The 19,131-nt window shown below is 73.6% G+C and carries 14 protein-coding genes and 1 pseudogene; 7 read left to right on the top strand and 8 right to left on the bottom strand.

Translation table 11 applies throughout. The annotated features are described in order from the left end of the window. Positions 1-108: 108 nt before the first annotated feature. The 4 genes from ACZ6I1_RS34245 to ACZ6I1_RS34230 all read right to left on the bottom strand — a co-directional run bounded on the left by ACZ6I1_RS34245 (position 109) and on the right by ACZ6I1_RS34230 (position 5,967). Positions 109-1,833 (bottom strand): LCP family protein, encoded by a 1,725-nt coding sequence (locus tag ACZ6I1_RS34245; protein ID WP_469292952.1) that lies wholly within the window; start codon positions 1,831-1,833, stop codon positions 109-111. A gap of 56 nt (positions 1,834-1,889) precedes the next feature. Further along, positions 1,890-3,620 carry an LCP family protein gene (locus ACZ6I1_RS34240; RefSeq protein ID WP_469292951.1) on the bottom strand — a complete coding sequence of 577 codons (1,731 nt, stop codon included), beginning with the start codon at positions 3,618-3,620 and terminating at the stop codon, positions 1,890-1,892. Positions 3,621-3,843: 223 nt separating this feature from the next. Further along, a complete protein-coding gene (locus ACZ6I1_RS34235) occupies positions 3,844-5,043 on the bottom strand; it encodes an LCP family protein (protein WP_469292950.1) in 1,200 nt (399 codons plus the stop codon). Between the two features lie 174 nt (positions 5,044-5,217). After that, positions 5,218-5,967 (bottom strand): TIGR03089 family protein, encoded by a 750-nt coding sequence (locus tag ACZ6I1_RS34230; RefSeq protein ID WP_469292948.1) that lies wholly within the window; start codon positions 5,965-5,967, stop codon positions 5,218-5,220. Between the two features lie 140 nt (positions 5,968-6,107). Between ACZ6I1_RS34230 and ACZ6I1_RS34225 the strand changes: the two genes are divergently transcribed. Both ACZ6I1_RS34225 and ACZ6I1_RS34220 read left to right on the top strand, forming a co-directional pair. After that, positions 6,108-7,496 carry a peptidoglycan recognition protein family protein gene (locus ACZ6I1_RS34225; RefSeq protein ID WP_469292947.1) on the top strand — a complete coding sequence of 463 codons (1,389 nt, stop codon included), beginning with the start codon at positions 6,108-6,110 and terminating at the stop codon, positions 7,494-7,496. Between the two features lie 133 nt (positions 7,497-7,629). After that, entirely contained in the window at positions 7,630-8,628 is a 999-nt protein-coding gene (locus tag ACZ6I1_RS34220; RefSeq protein WP_469292945.1) for a DNA-3-methyladenine glycosylase family protein, read from the top strand. Positions 8,629-8,636: 8 nt separating this feature from the next. Here the strand turns inward: ACZ6I1_RS34220 and ACZ6I1_RS34215 are convergent, their stop codons facing one another. From ACZ6I1_RS34215 to ACZ6I1_RS34205, 3 genes are all read right to left on the bottom strand, one after another. Next, positions 8,637-9,941: a coenzyme F420-0:L-glutamate ligase gene (locus ACZ6I1_RS34215; RefSeq protein ID WP_469292944.1), complete on the bottom strand. Its 1,305-nt coding sequence runs from the start codon at positions 9,939-9,941 to the stop codon at positions 8,637-8,639. Then, positions 9,938-10,924: a 2-phospho-L-lactate transferase gene (gene cofD / locus ACZ6I1_RS34210; protein WP_469292942.1), complete on the bottom strand. Its 987-nt coding sequence runs from the start codon at positions 10,922-10,924 to the stop codon at positions 9,938-9,940. Before cofD ends, ACZ6I1_RS34215 begins: the two co-directional genes overlap by 4 nt. Positions 10,925-11,022: 98 nt before the next feature. After that, positions 11,023-11,517 carry a cysteine dioxygenase gene (locus tag ACZ6I1_RS34205; protein ID WP_469292953.1) on the bottom strand — a complete coding sequence of 165 codons (495 nt, stop codon included), beginning with the start codon at positions 11,515-11,517 and terminating at the stop codon, positions 11,023-11,025. A 660-nt stretch (positions 11,518-12,177) separates the two neighbouring features. Here ACZ6I1_RS34205 and ACZ6I1_RS34200 point away from each other — a divergent pair. The 3 genes from ACZ6I1_RS34200 (at position 12,178) to ACZ6I1_RS34190 (ending at position 17,813) form a co-directional block, all read left to right on the top strand. Continuing rightward, on the top strand, positions 12,178-12,441 hold the full coding sequence (locus tag ACZ6I1_RS34200; RefSeq protein WP_003983763.1) for a WhiB family transcriptional regulator: 264 nt from the start codon (positions 12,178-12,180) through the stop codon (positions 12,439-12,441). Positions 12,442-12,714: 273 nt separating this feature from the next. Further along, positions 12,715-16,326, top strand: coding sequence for a glycosyltransferase (locus ACZ6I1_RS34195; RefSeq protein ID WP_469292940.1), 3,612 nt, complete (start codon positions 12,715-12,717; stop codon positions 16,324-16,326). After that, a complete protein-coding gene (locus ACZ6I1_RS34190) occupies positions 16,323-17,813 on the top strand; it encodes a DUF5719 family protein (RefSeq protein ID WP_469292938.1) in 1,491 nt (496 codons plus the stop codon). Before ACZ6I1_RS34195 ends, ACZ6I1_RS34190 begins: the two co-directional genes overlap by 4 nt. A 44-nt stretch (positions 17,814-17,857) precedes the next feature. On the opposite strand, the gene ACZ6I1_RS34185 is transcribed toward ACZ6I1_RS34190, so the two are convergent. Beyond that, positions 17,858-18,337, bottom strand: coding sequence for a metallopeptidase family protein (locus tag ACZ6I1_RS34185; RefSeq protein ID WP_469292937.1), 480 nt, complete (start codon positions 18,335-18,337; stop codon positions 17,858-17,860). 90 nt (positions 18,338-18,427) lie between these two features. On the opposite strand from ACZ6I1_RS34185, the gene ACZ6I1_RS34180 reads away from it, so the two are divergent. Both ACZ6I1_RS34180 and manB read left to right on the top strand, forming a co-directional pair. Then, a complete protein-coding gene (locus ACZ6I1_RS34180) occupies positions 18,428-18,802 on the top strand; it encodes a DUF3499 domain-containing protein (RefSeq protein ID WP_469292935.1) in 375 nt (124 codons plus the stop codon). A gap of 78 nt (positions 18,803-18,880) precedes the next feature. Beyond that, positions 18,881-19,131: pseudogene (gene manB / locus ACZ6I1_RS34175) on the top strand (phosphomannomutase/phosphoglucomutase); the annotation flags it as partial.

The following is a 19,131-nucleotide window of genomic DNA, read 5'->3' as shown; positions in this document are numbered from 1 at the left end:
CCCCCCCCCCCCCCCCCCCCCCCCCCCCCCCCCCCCTCCCCCCCCCCCCCCCCCCTCCCCCCCCCCCCCCCCCCCCCCCCCCCCCCCGGGCCCCTTCCGGTGTGCCCGTCACCAGGTGAAGCCCTCCTGGACCGGCATGCAGGCCTTGTCGTTGTCGCCGTTGAGGGCGTGGGCGGAGGTCGGAGCCACGGTCGGGGCGGGCGGCGGCGGGGTCGGCGCGTTGCCGGTGCGCCAGTCCTTGCCGACGAACAGGACGATCCCGGAAACCTCGGCGGACTTCTGCAGCGCGGTGGCCGGCAGGCCGAGTGCGGTGGCCACGGCGGCGGCGTCGGCCGCCTGGGCGTCGGTGGCGAAGCGGATCACCGTGGTGTCCTCGGCACCCGTCTGCGTGTCGGCGACGGCCTTGGTGAAGCCCTTGCCCTTCAGCAGCGTGGTGACGTCGTTCGCGCGGAGCTTGACCTTGGCCTCGGCTCCGTCCTTGCCGCCGGTGGCGTTGCGCACGGTGACCGCGATCTTCGCCGGCGCCGAGGCCGGGGCGGTGGTCGCCGCGGTGGTCGGCGCAATGGTCGCCGCGGTGCCCGGCTGGGCCGGGGCGGAGGGGGTCGCGGAGGCACCCGGGGACGGGGCGGCGCCCTCGGCCGGGGGCTGTGCGCCCTTGCCGTCCAGTGCGATGTCCTCGCGGATCATGCGGAACAGGGCCTCGGCCTCGACCGGCATCGGCTCGACCCGTCCGTCCATGCCGGGCCGGGTGCTGTAGACCCACGGCATGGTGGTCATGGTGATCCGCCCGGGCGCGACCTTCTTGAGCTCCATGCTGAGGTCGTACAGCTTGTCTATCTTGTTCAGGCCGGGGTCCACGACCATGGCGTCGATCGCGGCCTGCGCCAGGCTGTTCATCTTCACCGGGTTGGTGAGCTTGGCGTTCTTGCGGAACTCGCGGGCCATCGAGTTCATGTACTGGTGCTGGGCGTGGGTACGGGCGATGTCGGTGCCGTCCTCGAAGCCGTAGCGCGTGCGCAGCCACTGCAGGGCCGTCTCGCCCTGGATGACGCTCTCGCCCTTCGGCAGCTTCAGGCCGGAGCCCTTGCCGTCGCGGGTGCGGGAGTGGACGTTCTGCTCGACGCAGACCGGGACGCCGCCGATGGCGTCCGCCATCGAGACCACGCCCTTGAAGTCGATCATCATGAAGTGATCGATGGGGATCTTGGTCAGTTCGGTCCAGGCGGCGACCGTGCAGCCCGGTCCGCCGCGCTGGAGGGACTCGTTGGTCTGGACGAGCCCCTTGCTGGCGGGATGCACCTTGCCGCCGGGCTCGGTGCACTTGGGCATCATCAGGATCGTGTCGCGCGGCATGGACACCACCGACATGTTGCTGCGGTCCGCCGACAGGTGCAGCAGCATCTGCACGTCCGCGAGCGGCGGGCCGCCGAAGGTGTCCGTGGCCCCGCCGAGGGCCTGGTTCTCCTCGCCGTCGCGTGCGTCGGAGCCGATGAGCAGGATGTTCAGCGGGGTCTGTCCGAAGGAGTTGGGCTTGGAGCCGCCCAGTTTGGTCTCGCCGAGGTTCAGCGGGTCCGTCTTGATGCTGTTGTTCAGGTGGCGGTAGTAGAGGTAACCGCCGGCCGCCGTCCCGAGTATGAGCAGGGACAGGACGGAGGACACCCAGCGCAGCACGCGCCGGCGGCCCCGCCTGGTGGTGCGGGCGGCCACCCTCCGGGCGGCCCGGGAGCCGCCCCGCTGTCGGGGTACCGTGCCGGGTGCGTCCGCGTCGCCGCCGGATATGCCGTCGGCGTTCTGGGCGGTCGCCCCCTCCTCCCGCACGTTGCTGTGCCTCACGTGTCCCCCTCAGTCCCTTTGGTCAAAAGTGTGCCGGTATCACCGGCAAAGCCCCGTTATTTGGCGCAGATCGCCTTGTCGGCCTGCGCCTGCTGGACGTCCTTGGGCAGCTCCTGCGGAACCGGGGCGGCCAGCGGGGCGCCCGGCTGCTGGAAGTCGGGGCCCAGCGTCAGCTTCATCGGCGTCTTCGCCGCGGCGTCCGCCGTGCCCATCTTCATGGCGGTGGCCGGCAGTCCCAGCATCTCCGCCAGCGCCCGGGCCTGGTCGGCCTGGTTGGGCGCGTAGACCAGCTGCGTGGCGCCGACCTTCTCGGGGGCGTTGCCGCGGTTGCTGGACTTGGACACGCCCTTGGTGTTCTGCAGCCAGTTCAGGGTGGTGGAGGCCGCGCCCTTGGGGCCGCCGCCGTTGTACACGTCCACCCGTACGTCCGCCGCGGGCGCCTTGTTGCCCTGGAGCAGCGCGTCCTGCTTGGCCTTCGCGTCCGCGTCGGCCGCCTCCTTCGCGGCCTGCTCCTTCTTCTCGACCTCCGTGAGCGAGACGTCCCCCCGGATCATCTGCAGCAGCGGATCGGCCAGAGCCTGGTTGACCACGACGGTGGCCTTGATCTTCTCGGCCGGGTTGTCGAGCACCGGAAGGGTCGTGAAGGTGATGTTCTTGAGATCGATGTCCTTCAACTCGCCCGCGAGATCGGTGAGTTTGTCGATGGATCCCAGACCCTGGTCCACGGTCAGCGACTTGGTGGCCGCCTCCGCGAGCGAGAAGAACTTCTTCGGGCTCGTCAGGGTTTCCTTCGACTTCATCTCGCGCATCATCGAGCCGAGGAACTGCTGCTGGGTCTTGATCCGGTCCAGGTCGCTCTCGTTGCCGAAGGCGTGCCGGGTCCGTACGAAGGCCAGCGCCTGCTCGCCCTCCAGCCGGTGCTCGCCCTCCGACAGCTTGAGCTTGGAGTCCTCGTCGTCGACGGCCTTCTCCAGGCAGACGGGCACCCCGCCGACCGCCGTGCTCAGGGTCTTCACCGCGTTGAAGTCGACCATCATGAAATTGTCGACCTCTATCCCGGTGAGCGCCTTGACCGTGCGCATCGTGCAGCCCGCGTCGCGGCCCTCCTGGCCCAGGCTGTTGTTGAAGCGGGTGCCCTTCGTGCCCTTGATCTCCTTCGTCGAGCCGTCCGGCTGCTTCGTCGGACAGGCCGGGATGTCGGTGATCAGGTCGCGCGGGATGGACAGCGCGGTGGCGTTGGAGCGGTCCTTGGCGACGTGGAAGAGGATCGTGGTGTCGGCGTGGCCGACGCTGTCCTTGTCCCCGTACGCCTCGTTGCCGGCGCCGGTGCGCTTGTCGGTGCCGATGACCAGGATGTTGATGGCCTGGTCCTTCTTGAAGCCGCCGGTGCCCGCGCCCGCGATGTCGGTGACGCTGAGGTTGCCGTTGAGGTGGTCGTAGTAGAAGTACGCCGCCGCCGCGCCGCCGACCAGCAGGAGCGCCAGCGTCCCGCTGGTGATGAGCAGCGCCTTCTTGCGGCGACCGCCGCCTGCGCCGCCCTTGCGGGAGCGGCCGCCGCGGCGGCCGCCGGGCGGGGGGTCGCCGCGGCGCGGCCTCGGTACGGCGGGGGAGGGTGCCGTGGGCTTGGCCGGGGCGGAGGGTGATCTGCGGGGGGCGGTCACACCTGCGCGCGGCTGATGCGCTGTGGAGTCACCCAGTCGCAGTTCGTAGTTGCCGGTGCGGGGATTGAGCACCCACTGGTCTGCGGGGTCGATTTCCTCGGCCCGCCCACGGCTTTGCGCATCCACGGTTGCTCGAATCCTCCGTCGGTGCCTCGCGACGCGCCTCCCCCGGGGCGCACGGTCAACGATCCGGCTGCTGGTGCCCGGCCTCTGGTCCGGCGGGGCACCGGATCGCTCACCTTATCCGCCAGGTTCGGCTGCAAACCATGCTGGTGACAAATTCCACTCCCCTTATAACGGGGCGAACCTCTCATCCCGTTCGGTTCGGTCACCGGCTTTTGGGATTGCTTTACCGGCAGTCGACGATCCCCGCCGTGGTCCCGGTGAAGGTGGGGACGGGTACCGGGGGCCCGATGGTTCCCCCGCCCGGCTCGACCGTGCTCCCGCTCCCGCTGCCGTTCGCGCGCGTGCGGTCGGGCTCCGGCGGGGCGACCGTCACCGGCTGGTCCGTCCGCAGCTGCTGGAACAGCCGGGCGGCGTCCGGTTCCACCAGTTCGTCCCGGTTCGGATCGGCCGCGTACGGTTTCCGCGGCACCGTCAGGAACTTGACCTGGTCAGGCGGTATGTCACGGACGCCCCGGACGAGTTCGTACAGGCCGCGCAGCGAGGCCAGCCCCGGGTCCGTGGTCACCGAGGAGGTCGCCGCGTCCAGCAGCGGATACAGCCGCGCCGGGTTCAGCAGCACCCCGTTGCTCTGCACCTTCTTCACCAGCGAACCGAGGAACTGCTGCTGGCGCTCCATCCGTTCGGTGTCACTGCCGTTGCCCAGGCTGTAGCGGGCGCGGACGAAGCCCAGCGCCTGCTCGCCCCGGAGGGTCTGACGCCCCGCCGGCAGCCGCAGCTTGGCCTCCGAGTCGTCGACCGGATGCTTCAGGCAGACCTCCACCCCGCCGATCGCGTCGACCATCTTCTTGAAGCCGCGGAAGTCGATCACCATGTGGTGGTCGATGCGGATCCCCGTCAGCCGCTCGACCGTACGGATGGTGCAGCCGGCCCCGCCCCACTGGAACGCCCAGTTGAACTGCGCGTGCTGCTCGCGGGTACGACTGCCGTCCGCCATCAGGCATTCGGGGATCTGCGCCATCAGGTCCCGGGGTATCGACACCGCCGTCGCGCTCCGCCGGTCCGCCGGCAGGTGCAGCAGGATCGTGGTGTCCGAGCGCTCGGTGCCCCGGTCCTGTCCGTAGCGGGCGTTGTCCCTGCCCGAGCGGGAGTCCGAGCCGATGAGCAGGATGTTCTGGGCGCCGTTGGCCAAGTGCGCCGGGCGGTCGCGCTCGTAGCGCAGCAGCTCGGCCGCCGCCGAGGTGTCCTCGGTGATGTTCCCGTCGAGCTTGCTGTAGACCCACCAGCCGGTGGCCGAGCCCGCCAGGACCAGGAAGGCCGCTCCGAAGCCGGTCCAGCGCAGCAGTCGGCGACGGCGGCTGCGCGGAGGCTTCGAGCCGCCCGCGGCCGTCCCGGTCCCGCCCGGTATGCCTGCGCTGTCCGTCACTGGCGTCCGTCCCCTCGCCGTTCCGACAACAGCCGTACGTGGGTACGGCCACTGCCGATCCTCCCTCCGGGCGGCGCGGGCAGCCCGGGGGCAGGGGCGTGTCTAGGGCCAGGTGGGTGACAAATCGCCGATTCCCGGCATTAACCAGTCCGGGTGACGGGCCCCGGGCCGCGATTAGACGGTGTGGGTGACGCGCTCGCTCTCGATCCGCTGCGCCAGCGCGTCCTGCGACAGCCGGTCCACGTTCCGGCACAGCACCACGGAGCCGCCCGACGCCAGCGCGGCGTAGAGCCCGGCCGACAGGCCGTCCCAGGTGTCGTAGCCCAGCCCGGTCAGCACCCGCGAGCCCGTGCCGAGGCCGAGCCGGGCCGCGTCCTCGCGGGCCCGCTCCGTGAGCTCCGCGTACGAGAGCTCCTCGCCGCCCACCACCAGGCCGGGCCCCTGCGGATCCACCGGTACGAAGGGAGCGAACCGGTCCCCCTGCCCCGGCACCTCGACCGCGTAGTCCGCGAACCCGGCCGGCGGCTGCGGGAACCGCCCGCCCAGCGGCCGCAGCGCCAGCGCCACCCGCTCACCGGAACAGGCCCGCGCCTCGTCCAGCGAGTCCGGCCCGCTGACGACCAGGTCCGCGCCGGCCGGATCCCCGCCGACCTCGGCGACGACCCCGACCGAGGCGCAGGCGAGCAGCCATACAGCGCTCTGCCAGTGCGCGGGCAGCAGCAGCGCGAGGCGGTCCCCGGGCCCGGCACCCAGGTCGCCCTGGAGCAGATTGGCGGTCTTGGCCACCCAATTGGCGAAGGTGGCGACGGACAATTCCACGCGCTCGCCCGTGGCGTCGTCGTAGAAGGTGACGAGGGGGCGGCCCGGATCGGCGGCGAGCGCGGATCGCAGCAGGTCGGCAGGGGTGCGGTCAGTGGCGTTCACCCGGCACAGGGTACGCGGGGCCGTCCCCCGTACGGCGGCCCGCCGCTGCGCCGTACGGGGGAGGGCCACGGCGGGCCGGGCCGGACGGGCCGTCAGTTCTCGGATGGCGCCCGCCGGGGCGGGTACTCACCATCCTTTTCATGCGTGGATTCCTTGCTTCCTCGATCGGCGTCGCGACCGCCGCCGTACTGGCCCTGCCCCTCGCCTTCCCCGCCGCGGCCCTGGCGGAGTCCGCCCCCGTCACGCCCGCCGGGTCCACCCAATCGCTGCCGCTCGTCCCCCTGGGGCCCTCGGCGACCCGGACCCCGGGCGTCCCCGGCATGAGCGCCTCGCCCGGCCTCCCCGAGACGCAGGGCCTGACCGCCCGCGAGGTCAAGACGTTCTCCCTGGTCGGCGTGGTCTGGGACGACATCACCACCCAGCTGCACGGCAAGGTCCAGGTCCGCACCCGCTCCGCGAAGACCGCGACCTGGTCCGGCTGGCAGGACGTCGAGACCCACAACAACGAGCACGCGGCCGACCCCGACGCGGTCGAAAGCGGCTCCGGCCGGGTCCGCGGCGCCACCGCCCCGCTGTGGGTCGGCGAGTCCGACGGCGTGGAGGTCCGTGTCCAGGCGGAGCCCGGCACGGCGTCCAGCCGCGCCCCCGCCCGGCTGCCCTCGGGCATGCGGATCGAGCTCGTCGACCCGGGCGTGCAAACCCCGGCCACCGGCTCGGACGGCAAGAACAGCGGCCCCGAGGGCGACGACAAGGGCGAGGTGGCGGTGCCCGGCATGACGATGGAGATGGCGGAGTCCTCCGCCGCGAACCTCCCGCACGCCGCGCTGGGCGCCAACGAGATCACCGAGCTCAACAAGGCCGACTCCACCGCCGACGCGGTCTTCGCGAGCGACGGCGAGCTGACCGCGGCGGCCGCACCCTTCATCGGCCCGCGCCCGCGCATCGTCACCCGCAAGGGGTGGGGCGCGGACGAGTCCCTGCGCGAATCGGGCTTCGTGTACACGAACACGGTCAAGGCGGCCTTCGTGCACCACAGCGCCTCCGGCAACAACTACGCCTGCAAGGACGCCCCGGCGGTCCTGCGCAGCCTGTACCGCTACCACGTGGTCAGCAGCGGCTGGCGGGACTTCGGCTACAACTTCGCCGTCGACAAGTGCGGCACGGTATACGAGGGCCGCGCCGGCGGCGTCTCCAAGGCGGTGCTCGGCGCGCACACCATGGGCTTCAACACGAACAGCATGGGCGTCGCGGTCCTGGGCACCTACACCTCCACGGCCCCGCCGGCGGCGGCGGTCGACGCGGTCGCCCGCCTCACGGCCTGGAAGCTCGGCCTCTTCGGCCGGGACCCGCGCGCGAAGACGACGCTGACCTCGGGCGGCGGCAACCGCTACCCCAAGGGACAGAACGTGTCGATGAACGTCATCTCGGGCCACCGGGACGGCTTCGCCACCGCCTGCCCGGGCGCGAAGCTCTACGGCAAGCTCCCGGTCACGCGCACGTCCTCGGCGAAGCTCCAGGGCCGCCCGTAGCCTCCGGCGGCGCGAGGTCTTCCGGGTGCGGCGCCGCTGCCGGGGCCGCCCCAGGCCCCGCCCCGGGCCCGCTCGCCGGACGGCTGCGGGACGGGTGGAGTGGGGGAAAGCCCCGCCGGGCTACGCTCGAGGCATGCCCGGGCGCTTCGATTCCCTCAACCGCACCACCGTGCGCGGCGGCCGCACCGCCGTGCCCGCCGGGCAGGGGCACGCGGCCGGGGCCGGGGCCAAGGCCCGGCGCTGGGTGCCCGACGGCCCGGTGGACCTCGGCCTCACCCTCGGCCCGCTGCGGCGCGGCCCCGGCGACCCGACCTTCCGCGCCACCCCCGACGGGTCGATCTGGCGCACCAGCCAGACCCCGCAGGGCCCCGCGACCCTCCGGGTCTCCCGCTCGGGCACCGAGATCGCCGCCGAGGCGTGGGGCCCCGGCGCCGACTGGCTCCTCGGGCAGCTGCCCGCCCTCCTCGGCTCCGGCGACGACCCCACCGCCTTCGTCCCGCGCCACCGCCTCGTCCACGCCAGCCACCGCCGCCGCCCGGGCCTGCGCATGACCCGCACCGGGCTGGTCCTGGAATCCCTGGTCCCGGTCATCCTGGAACAGAAGGTCACCAGCGACGAGGCGTACCGTGCCTGGCGCCGCCTCGTACGCCAGTACGGTGAGCCCGCGCCCGGCCCGCAGGGCCTCGGCCTGTACGTCATGCCCGACGCCCGCACCTGGGCCCTGATCCCGTCCTGGGACTGGCACAAGGCCGGGGTCGACGCCAAGCGCTCCGCCACCATCGTCCGGGCCGCCCGCGTCGCGCACCGCCTGGAGGAGGCCGCCGCCATGGCGCCCGCCGCCGCGGCCGCCCGGCTGGAGGCCGTCCCCGGCATCGGCCCGTGGACCTCCGCCGAGACCCTCCAGCGCAGCAACGGCGACCCGGACGCCGTGACCACCGGCGACCTGCACCTCCCCGGCATCATCGGCTACGCCCTCGCCGGGGACCGCGACGCCGACGACGCCGCCATGCTGGAGCTCCTGGCCCCGTACGCCGGGCAGCGCCACCGCGCCGCCCGCCTCGTCCTCCTCGCGGGGCACGCCCCGCCCCGCCGGGCCCCGCGCATGCCGCGCAGCGACATCGGCCGGTTCTGAGCCCCCGGTCAGCGGACCTGGACGAATTCCTCCGCGGACCGCGCGGGCCGCTCCCGGGGCGGCTCGGCCGCGTGCCCCACGGCCACCGCGCCCATCGGATCCCAGTCGCCGGGCAGCCCCAGCACCTCGCGCACCACGTCCCGGCAGAACATCGTCGAGGACACCCACGCCGAGCCGAGCCGCTCCCCGGCCAGCGCGACCAGGAAGTTCTGCACGCCCGCGCCCATCGCGACCACGAACATCTCGCGCTCCGCCGTGTCCCGCCGCGCGTCCCCGTAGGCGTGCGCGCCGTCCGTCACCAGACAGGGCACCACCAGGTACGGGGCGGCCCGCAGCAGGTCACCGCGCCGCACCCGCTTCGCGATGGACTCCTCCGGCTTGCCGTCCGCCCGCAGGTCCGCGATCCACGCGTCCCGCATCGCGTCCAGCAGCTCCAGCCGGGCCGCCGCGGACTCCAGCAGCACGAACCGCCACGGCGTCGTGTGGTGCGGAGCCGGGGCCGTCACGGCGGCCGCCACCGCCCGCCGCACCGCGCCCGGGTCCACCGGCTCGGCCGTGAAGGCCCGTACCGTACGGCGCTGCGTCACGGCCTCCCGTACCGCCTCCGAGGTGCCCAGCCGGAACATGTCGTCGGCCGGGGTGCGTACCAGGTCCCGCGCCGACGAGCCCTCGCCGAGCACGTGCGCCAGGCCGCGCACGACGGCCACCGGCAGCCCGGCCGCCTTGCCCTTGACCAGGTCGCCCGCCGCCGCCAGCTCGTCCGCGACCGCCACCACCGTCGCGCTCAGCGGGTTGCCGTGCGCGTCCGTGGCCCCGCGCAGGTCGTCCAGGACCCGCACCCCGGCCGAGCCGATCGCCACGTCGGTGAGACCGGTGCGCCACGGCCGCCCGAAGGTGTCCGTCACGACCACGCCCACGTCCACGGACAGGATGTCGCGCACTCCGTCGCGGATCGCGGCGGCCGAGGCGTCGGGGTCCTCGGGCAGCAGCAGGACCGTGCCGGGCGTCGTGTTGGAGGCGTCCACCCCGGCGGCCGCCATGACCAGCCCCTGCCGGTTCTCGACGATCCGCAGGGGACCCCGGCGCGCGACCACCCGCACGGTCTCCGCGTCTATGGCCGCCTCGCGCGAGTCCGCCTCGACGAGGCGGCCCTCGGCCTTCGAGACGATCTTGGAGGTGACCAGCAGGACGTCCCCGTCCCGCAGGTCGGGCGCGGCCACCGTGATCAGCTTCGCCAGGTCGTCGCCCGGCCTGACCTCGGGTATCCCCTCGACGGCCCGCACCTCGTACGAAGGCACGCGCGCGCCGGTCACCGGGCGGCCTCGGCCAGTTCCAGCGCGGCCCGGGCCATCTCGGCGGTGGCGGCCAGGTCGGTCATCATCAGCGGCACGGCGCGGCAGGTGATCCCGGCGGCCTCCACCTCGGCGACGGAGTCCGCGTCGGCGGTGTCCACCAGCCAGCCGTCGAGCAGCTCGCTCCCGTAGTGCAGGGCGACGGCGGCGGCCGTGGACTCGACGCCCACGGCGGCCAGCACCTTGTCGGCCATGCCGCGCACGGGGGCGCCCCCGACGATGGGGGAGAGGCCGACGACCGGCGCCGGGGCGGCGGCCACGGCCTCGCGGATCCCGGGGACGGCGAGGATCGTGCCGATCGAGACGACGGGGTTGGACGGCGGGAAGACGATCACGTCGGCGGCGGCGATGGCCTCGAGCACCCCGGGCGCGGGCTTGGCCTGCTCGGCCCCGACGGGGACGATCGCCTCCGCGTCCACCGCGGCGCGCAGCTTGACCCAGTACTCCTGGAAGTGGATGACGCGGCGCTCCGCGGCACCGGGCCGGCCGGTGCCCTCCTCGGTGCCCGTCTCGGTGATCGCGACGTGGGTCTCGACCCGGTCGTCGGACATGGGCAGCAGCCGCACTCCGGGCTGCCAGCGGTCGCACAGGGCTTCGGTGACGGCGCTCAGCGGGTAGCCGGCGCCGAGCATCTGCGTCCGGACGATGTGGGTGGCGAAGTCGCGGTCGCCGAGGCCGAACCAGGAGGGTCCGACCCCGTACGCGGCGAGCTCCTCCTTGACGGTGAAGGACTCGTCGGTGCGGCCCCAGCCCTGGTCCTCGTTGATGCCACCGCCGAGGGTGTACATCACCGTGTCCAGATCGGGGCACACCTTGAGCCCGAACAGGTGAATGTCGTCACCGGTGTTGCCGATGACCGTGATGTCCGCGTCGGGCACTGCCGATGTGAGTCCGCGGAGGAACCGGGCGCCGCCTATACCGCCGGCCAGAACAACAATGCGCATGCGGACAGTCTGTCAGCCGCGCGCCCTCGTCGAGGGGTGGCGGTGGGGCGGAGCGGTGGGGCGGGGCGGTGGCGGGGCCGTCCGGCCGAGCGGCCGTCTTACGCGGGGACGGACTCAGGCGTGGCCGGGGAGCAGCTGTGCATCGGCATCTCGGTCAGGCCGGGGAAGTAGACGTGCAGGCTGACCGCGCCGTCGAGGGTGTCGTTGACGACCTCGTGCGCGTAGCCGGGGGCGAAGACCCGCTGGGAGCCGGCGCCGAGGGTGAGCCGCCCGCGCGGGTTGCGCTCGGTGAGCTCGCCTTCGAGGACGGTCAGGACGCCGGAGGAGGGGCCGTGGTCGTGGTGGCCGCTGCCCTGGCCGGGTACCCAGCTGAGCAGCCAGACCTCGTAACCGGGGCCGGTGCGCAGCCGGTGGTACCAGCGGGTGGTGGCGTCGTACTGGACCAGGTGCTCCCAGGAGGCGCGGTCCTCGGCGATGGAGCGGGCGAGTCCGGCGAACTCGGCGACGGTGGCCGGGTGTTCCCGGGCGGGCTGGAGGAGGTGCTGGACGGCGAGGATGTCGCCGGCGATCTGGAGGTCGCTCTCGACGGTGATCGGTGCGACCGGTGCGATCGGGGTGCTGTTCATCGTGGGAAGTCCTCGACGGATGTCAGTGGTGCTGGCGGTTGCGGGGGTCGGCCGGAGCTCAGGGGAGCCGAAGCTCCGAAGGCATCAACAGCAGCAACAGCAGCAGCGAACCTGGGCAGCGCTCAGGAACCCACGAATGGGGGTCCGGGTGAGGGCTGCGGGTGCTGACATGCGAACAAGGAGAACGGGTGAGGGGTCGGACTGTCAACCCAATGTCGGGTTTACGGCAAAAGTTTCACCTCATCCGGTTACCGTGCGCGGAGAAAGGTTTGTGCAGTCCAGCCCGGGGGATGTGGCGCCCATGTCCCGTCCAAACCCGAATCCGCCATCTCGTGACCGGACTGTGATCTCCGCCGCTTCTTTGGCCGGATCGCAACCCCACCCCCGAGTGACGCGTGATTCGCAGGTGGAGGCGTGCATCGCAGGACACCTGTGGCATGTGTCACGATTTTTGGCGATATGAACACTTTCTGCATAGGCTTGGTTCCGCAGAGTGAATAAGGGGCCCAATAGCAGATCTCGGCTTGACTGCGCCGGAGCCACGCACTTGTAATTTCACTCGTGTCGTTACGTAGCGATCAGTAACGGCATCACCACGGGGACGCACAGACAGAGCGAGGGGCGCACATGACCGAGCTGTTTCAGGAACTGCTGGTCGAGGAGGCGGACGAGGAGCTCGGATGGCAGGAGCGCGCTCTGTGCGCCCAGACCGACCCCGAGTCCTTCTTTCCCGAGAAGGGCGGCTCCACCCGCGAGGCGAAGAAGGTCTGCCTCGCCTGCGAAGTCCGCTCCGAATGCCTTGAGTACGCCCTCGCCAACGACGAGCGATTCGGCATCTGGGGCGGTCTGTCCGAGCGCGAGCGCCGCAGGCTGAAAAAGGCAGCGGTCTGATACCGAACTGCCCGACCAGCAGGGCAAAACCGGCAAACGGCACCGCAGGCAGTACGACGGAGAACATCGCGAAGAGCACGGCACACGGTCCGCCTCCTGCACCTTCCCCGCAGGAGGCGGACCGCTGCTTTGCCAGCCGTTAGGGTGGGGCGCTGTCCAGCAGCCTCCGGGGGCACACCACCCCCGGAACTCCCCCGGACTGCGTCCGGGGGGACCCCCACCCCCGGTGACCCCGGTCCCGGGGGATCCCCAGGCCGGAGGGCCAGTAGCGCGATGTCCCTGCACAGCCAGTCGGCGGCCTCCCACCAGGCCCCCGCCACACCCGAGTTCCCCCGGCACGTCGTCACCGCGGTCCTCGTCGCCCACGACGGCGCCCGCTGGCTGCCCCGGACCCTCGCCGGCCTCCTCGGCCAGGAACGCCCCGCGCAGAACCACGTGGCCGCCGACACCGGCAGCGCCGACGATTCCGCGCGACTGCTCAACCAGGCCTTCGGCGACGACCGCGTCCTGCACCTCGCCCGCCGCACCGGCTTCGGCACCGCCGTCGACGAAGCGGCCCGCACCGCCGGCACCCTGACCCCCGAGGACCTCCCGTACCTCAAGCGCCCCAGCGGCTGGGACCCCGTCAGCCGCACCTGGCGCGACGACACGTACGACCTCCCGGAACTCCCGCACGGCGAACCCGTCCAGTGGCTGTGGCTCCTCCACGACGACAGCGCGCCCGAACCCGACGCCCTCACCGAACTGCTCCGCGTCGCCGACGAGAACCCCGACGCCGCCGTCATCGGACCCAAACTGCGCGGCTGGTACGACAAGAAGCAGCTCCTCGAAGCCGGCGTCACCATCGCCCGCAGCGGCCGCCGCTGGACCGGACTGGACCGCCGCGAACAGGACCAGGGCCAGCACGACCAGGTCCGCCCCGTCCTCTCCGTCTCCACCGCCGGCATGCTGATCCGCCGCGACGTCTACGACGCCCTCGGCGGCTTCGACAAGCGGCTGCCCCTCATGCGCGACGACGTCGACCTGTGCTGGCGCGCCCAGAGCGCCGGCCACACCGTCCTCGTCGCCCCCGACGCCGTCATGCGCCACGCGGAGGCCTCCGCCCGCGAACGCCGCACCGTCGACTGCGCCGGCCGCACCAGCGCCAGCCCGCACCGCGTCGACAAGGCCGGCGCCGTCTACACGATGCTCGCCAACAGCTCCGGCCGCGCCCTGCCGTACGTCCTGCTGCGCGTCCTGCTCGGCACCGTGCTGCGCACCCTCGCCTACCTCATCGGCAAGGCCCCCGGACAGGCCGTCGACGAGATCACCGGCCTCCTCGCCGTCCTGCTGCGCCCCGGCCGGATCCTCAGCGCCCGCCGGCGCCGGCGCCGCCCCGCCGTCCCCGCGGCCGAGCTGCGCCCGCTCTTCCCGCCGCCCGGCGCCTCCCTGCGGGCCAACGCCGAACAGCTCGCCGGATACTTCGGCGACGTCCGCGCCGCCGACACCGCCCCCGCCGGCCGGCACGGCGGCGGCAGCATCCTCAACGCACCCGGCGAGGACGGCGACTACCCGGTGGCCGAAGAGCGGTTCGCACGCCTCAAGCGGATCGCCCGCAACCCCGCCCCCGTCCTGTTCGGCCTGCTCCTGCTCGTCTCCCTCGCCGCCTGCCGCGCCCTCATCGGCGGCGGCTCCCTGATGGGCGGCGCCCTGCTCCCCGCCCCCGACAGCGGCCCCGACCTCTGGCGCGCCTACACCAGCGGCTGGCAGGCCGTCTCCACCGGCTCCACCGCCCAAGCACCGCCCTACCTGGCCGTCCTCGGCGCCTTCTCCACCCTCCTCTTCGGCTCCACCCACGCCGCACTGACCCTGCTGCTCGTCGGCTCCGTCCCGCTCGCCGGACTCACCGCGTACTTCGCCTCCCGGCCGCTCGTCGCATCCCGGCTGCTGCGCGCCTGGGCCGCCATCGCCTACGCCTTCCTGCCCGCCGTCACCGGAGCCCTCGCCGGGGGCCGCCTCGGCACCGCCGTCCTCGCCGTCCTGCTGCCGCTGATCGCCCGCTCCGCCGTCGCCGCCTCCGGCATCGCCGACAGCGACCGCAGCAGCTGGCGCGCCGTGTGGACGTACACCCTGCTGCTGACCCTGGCCACCGCCTTCACCCCCGTCGTCTGGCCGCTCGCCGCCCTCCTCGGGACCGCCGCGCTCGCCATGAACCGCGCCCGGTGGAAGACGTACGGGCCGCGGCTCCTCGCCACCCTCGCCGTCCCGCTCCTCGCGCTCGCCCCCTGGTCGCTGGGCCTGCTCACCCACCCCGGCCGCTTCCTGCGCGAGGCCGGACTGCCGTACGGAACCGGCTCCGCCTCCGCCCTGGACCTGCTCGGCACCAGCCCCGGCGGCCCCGGCGCCGCCGGCGGCCTGCTGCTCCTCGGCATCGTCCTCGCCGCGCTCGCCGCCCTGCTGCGCACCGACCGGCAGTTCGCCGTCCGCACCGCCTGGGCCACCGCCCTCGCAGCGCTGCTCCTCGCCGTGCTCCTCAACCGCGGCGGGTGGGCCGGACCGGCCACCCTCGTCTACGGGCTCGCCCTGCTCGCGGCCGCCGCGCTCGGCGCGGACGGGGCCAAGGAGCGTGTCGCCGCCCGCAGCTTCGGCTGGCGCCAGCCGCTGGCCGCGCTGATCGCCCTCGTCGCCGCGGCCGGACCGCTGATCGCCGCGGCCGCCTGGCTCGTGGCCGGCGCCGACGGCCCGCTCCAGCGCCGCGACCCGGTGCAGGTGCCGGCCTTCGTCGCCGACGCCGGCGGGGACGACAACCAGACCCGCACCCTGATCCTCGACCTGGACCGGCCCGGCACCGTCTCCTACAGCCTCGTCCGCGGCTCCGGCGGCCGCCTCGGCGACGCGGAGGCCGCCGCCCGCACCGGCAGCGACCCCCGCCTCGACAAGGTCGTCTCCAACCTGGTCGCCGGCTCCGGAGCCGACCAGTCCAGCCAGCTCAGCGCCTACGCCATCCGCTTCGTCATGTTCCGCCCCGGCGGACCCGAAGAGATCCGCCGCGTCCTCGACGCCACCCCCGGCCTCAGCCGCCGCCACCAGCAGGACGGCACGGCGCTGTGGGGCGTCGAACCCTGGCTGCCGCGCGCCGTCATCGTCTCCGGCAAGCAGGGCGAGGCCCCGATCCCGGTCGCCTCCGGCCCCGTCGAGGCCCACGGCAAGATCCCGGCCGGTGAGGCGGGCCGCGTCCTGCGCATCGCCGACCGCGCGGACGGCGGCTGGCAGGCCACCCTCGACGGCAAGCCCCTCAAGCCCAAGACCCTCGACGGCTGGGCGCAGGGCTTCGAACTGCCCGCCGACGGCGGCCGCCTCGACCTCGTCCACGAGGACTCCCTCCTGCGCACCGGCTGGCACTGGGCGCAGGGGCTCCTCGCCCTGGTGCTGCTGGTGATGGCCCTGCCCGGCCGCCGCGAGCGGCTCGACGACGACCTCCCCGAGGACGAGGCCGCCGCGGCACCCACGGGGGACCGGCCCGGTCCGGGCGAGCCCGGCGAGGGCCGCCGCGCCCGCCGCCTCCGCGCGGAGGCCGAGCCCGCCGCCGCCCCGGTGGAGGCCGCCGTGGCCGCCGACCCGTACGCGGAGATCCCGGCGCAGCCGGTCTACGGGGAGGACACGTACGCCTACCAGGCCTACCCGGACCAGAGCGGCTACGGCTACGAGCCGCAACCGCAGCAGCCGTACCAGCAGCCGTACCAGCAGCCCGGGGAGTACCAGCAGCCCGCGGAGTACGAGCAGTACCCGTACCCGCAGCAGCAGGCCGAGCAGCAGTACCCCTACCCGTACGAGCCGTACGACCCCCACACCAGCCACGACCCCCACGCGTACGACCCGCGTCCGGACGGGAGCCCCCAGCAGTGAAGCAGCGCGCACCCCTCACGCTGGCCGCCGTCACCGCGGCGCTGGCCGCCCTCACCGGCATCGCCGCCCTCACCGCCCCCGACGCCGGGGGCACCGCGCCCGCCGGCGGGGCGGCGGCCGGCGCCCGGATGCCGGTGGAACGGTCCCTGCTGGTCTGTCCGGCGCCCAGCTCCTCGGACATCGCGGAGACCGCGTACACGGCGTTCACCCCCGGCGCGGCCGGATCCGCCGAGGGCAAGGGCGCGGCCCGGCTGCTCGGCGCCACCAAGGACGCCAAGCCGGTGCTGGAGCCCAAGGAGGCCGGCAAGCCCTTCGGGGCCACCGCCTCCGGCGCCGACGCCCCCGCGCTCAACGGCAGCGCGGACGGGGTCCTCGCCCCCGGCTGGACCGCGCAGCTGACCACCAAGGTCTCCGTCGGCCGGGCCCGGGGCGTCCTCGGGGCGTCCTGCACGGCGCCCGGCACCGACTTCTGGTTCCCGGGCGTGAGCACCGTCAAGGGCCGCGAGGACTACCTCCACCTCACCAACCCCGACGACGCCGCGGCCGTCGTGGACATCAAGCTGTCCGGCCCGGACGGGGCGGCCAAGCCCGACGCGGGCACCAGCGAGAACATCCGGATCGACCCCAAGTCCAGCAAGTCGGTCCTGCTCTCCTCCCTGGTCCCCAACACCCCGCTCGCGGACGCCACCGCCCACGTGACGACCCGCGCGGGCCGGGTCGGCGCCTCGGTCCAGGTCACCGAGGAGGGCGTCGGCGCCGACTGGCTGCCGGCCGCCACGGACCCGGCGGGCTCGCTGGTCCTGCCGGGCATCCCGGCCGACGCGGTCTCCGTCCGGCTGGTGGCCTTCGTACCCGGCGACGAGGACGCGGACCTGAAGGTCCGCCTCGCCGCTCCGGGTGGGGCCATCACCCCGGCGGGCAACGAACAGCTGCACGTCAAGGCCGGTATGACGGCGAGCGTCGACCTCAAGGACGTGACCCGCGGCGAACCCGGCTCGCTGCTGCTGACCCCGGCCGACCCCAAGAAGGCGGCGCCGGTCGTCGCGGCGGTCCGGGTGGTCCGCGGCAGCGGCGCCAAGCAGGAGCTGGGCTTCGTCCAGGCCAGCGGGCCGGTGGGCGCGCGGGCGACCGCGGCCGACAACCGGCCCGAGGAGAACGCCACGGTCCTGTCGCTGACGGTGCCGGGCGACCAGGACGCGAAGGTCAAGGTGACGGCCTCACCGGGCACCGGCGGCGGCGAGGCGGCCTCCCAGGAGGTGACCGTCAAGGCGGGCACCACGCAGGTGGTGGCCGTGGCCCCGGCGGGCGGCAAGGGCTCCTACGCCCTCACCGTCGAGACCCTCTCGGGCGGCCCGGTCCACGCGGCCCGCACGCTGAACCTGCCGCACGAGGGCATCGCGATGTTCACCGTCCAGACCCTGTCCGACGACCGCTCCACGGTCTCGGTGCCCAGGGCCACCGAGGACCTCTCGGTCCTGACGCGGTAGTCCGGCCCGCCGCATCCGGCCGCCGCCGCGGCGGCCGGATGCGCTCAGTCCTGCCCGTACCGCGGATCCACGGTCTCCGGGGACAGCCCGAGCAGCTCCGCCACCTGCTCCACGACGATCTCGTGGACCAGCAGCGCCTTCTCGTCCCGCGTCTTGGTACGGATCTCCACCGGCCGCCGGAAGACCACGATCCGGGCCGGCCGGCCCTCGCGCGGCTCCTGGACGCCGCCCAGCGGCACCGCTTCGTCGTTCCAGCCGGCGTCCGGCCCGCCCGGCGGCCCCGGCACGTCACCGACCAGGAACTCCACCTCGGCCAGCTGCGGCCAGTGCCGCTCCAGCCGCTCCACGGAGTCCCGTACGAGGTCCCCGAACATCTCCGACCGGCTCGCCGACAGCGGCACCTGCGGCGGCGCCACCGGCCCGCGCATCCCGCGCCCGTGCCGGTCCCGCCGGCGCGGGCGGGGCTCGGCGGGGGCCCCGGCGGGCGGCTGGGCGGGACGGGGAGGCAGCGGGCTGTCGGTCACCCCCGCAGGGTAGCTCTCGGCACGACACGGGGGAGTGAGCGGCGGGAGAGTCGTCGCGGCCCGGTCAAGAGTGCGGTACCGTCCAACGTCGTGAGCCTTGTACGTCGTTGTTCGCGCACCGCGTGCGGCCGCCCTGCCGTCGCGACGCTGACGTACGTCTACGCCGATTCGACCGCAGTTCTCGGCCCGCTCGCCACCTACGCCGAGCCCCACTGCTACGACCTGTGCGCCGAGCACTCCGAGCGCCTGACCGCCCCGCGCGGCTGGGACGTCGTCCGCCTGTCCGACGGCTCCGGGCCGTCGCGCCCCAGCGGCGACGACCTCGAAGCCCTCGCCAACGCCGTCCGCGAAGCGGCCCGCCCGCCCGAGCGCGCGGCGAAGGCCGGCGGATCCGGCCCGGGGAGCCCGGTCACCGGCGAGACCCGCCGCGGACACCTGCGCGTTCTGAGATCGCCCGATTCCTGACGCCCCGATCATCTGAAGAGCGGGTCCCGGTTCAAGGTAGGTTGGCCGGACCGCACGGAACCTTCAGGAGGGCAGGCAGTGGCCGCAGATCTTTCGAACATCGTCAAGGCGTATGACGTACGCGGTGTCGTACCGGACGAGTGGGACGAGTCCTTGGCGGAGCTGTTCGGTGCCGCGTTCGTGGAGGTCACGGGTGCTTCGGCGATCGTGATCGGGCATGACATGCGGCCTTCTTCGCCGGGTCTGTCGGGGGCTTTCGCGCGGGGTGCGGCTGCTCGTGGTGTGGACGTGACGCTGATCGGGCTGTGCTCGACGGACCAGCTGTATTA

Source organism: Streptomyces sp. NPDC046303 (assembly GCF_055588085.1).
Note: the sequence above shows the minus strand (reverse complement) of the source record. Positions and strands in the feature narration are given on the sequence as shown.

Bases quoted from the DNA above. Each gene is read 5' to 3' on its own strand.
- cofD (WP_469292942.1), bottom strand. From the start codon at position 10,924: ATGCGCATTGTTGTTCTGGCCGGCGGTATAGGCGGCGCCCGGTTCCTC.
- ACZ6I1_RS34220 (WP_469292945.1), top strand. From the start codon at position 7,630: ATGCCCGGGCGCTTCGATTCCCTCAACCGCACCACCGTGCGCGGCGGC.
- ACZ6I1_RS34200 (WP_003983763.1), top strand. From the start codon at position 12,178: ATGACCGAGCTGTTTCAGGAACTGCTGGTCGAGGAGGCGGACGAGGAG.
- ACZ6I1_RS34225 (WP_469292947.1), top strand. From the start codon at position 6,108: ATGCGTGGATTCCTTGCTTCCTCGATCGGCGTCGCGACCGCCGCCGTA.
- ACZ6I1_RS34195 (WP_469292940.1), top strand. From the start codon at position 12,715: ATGTCCCTGCACAGCCAGTCGGCGGCCTCCCACCAGGCCCCCGCCACA.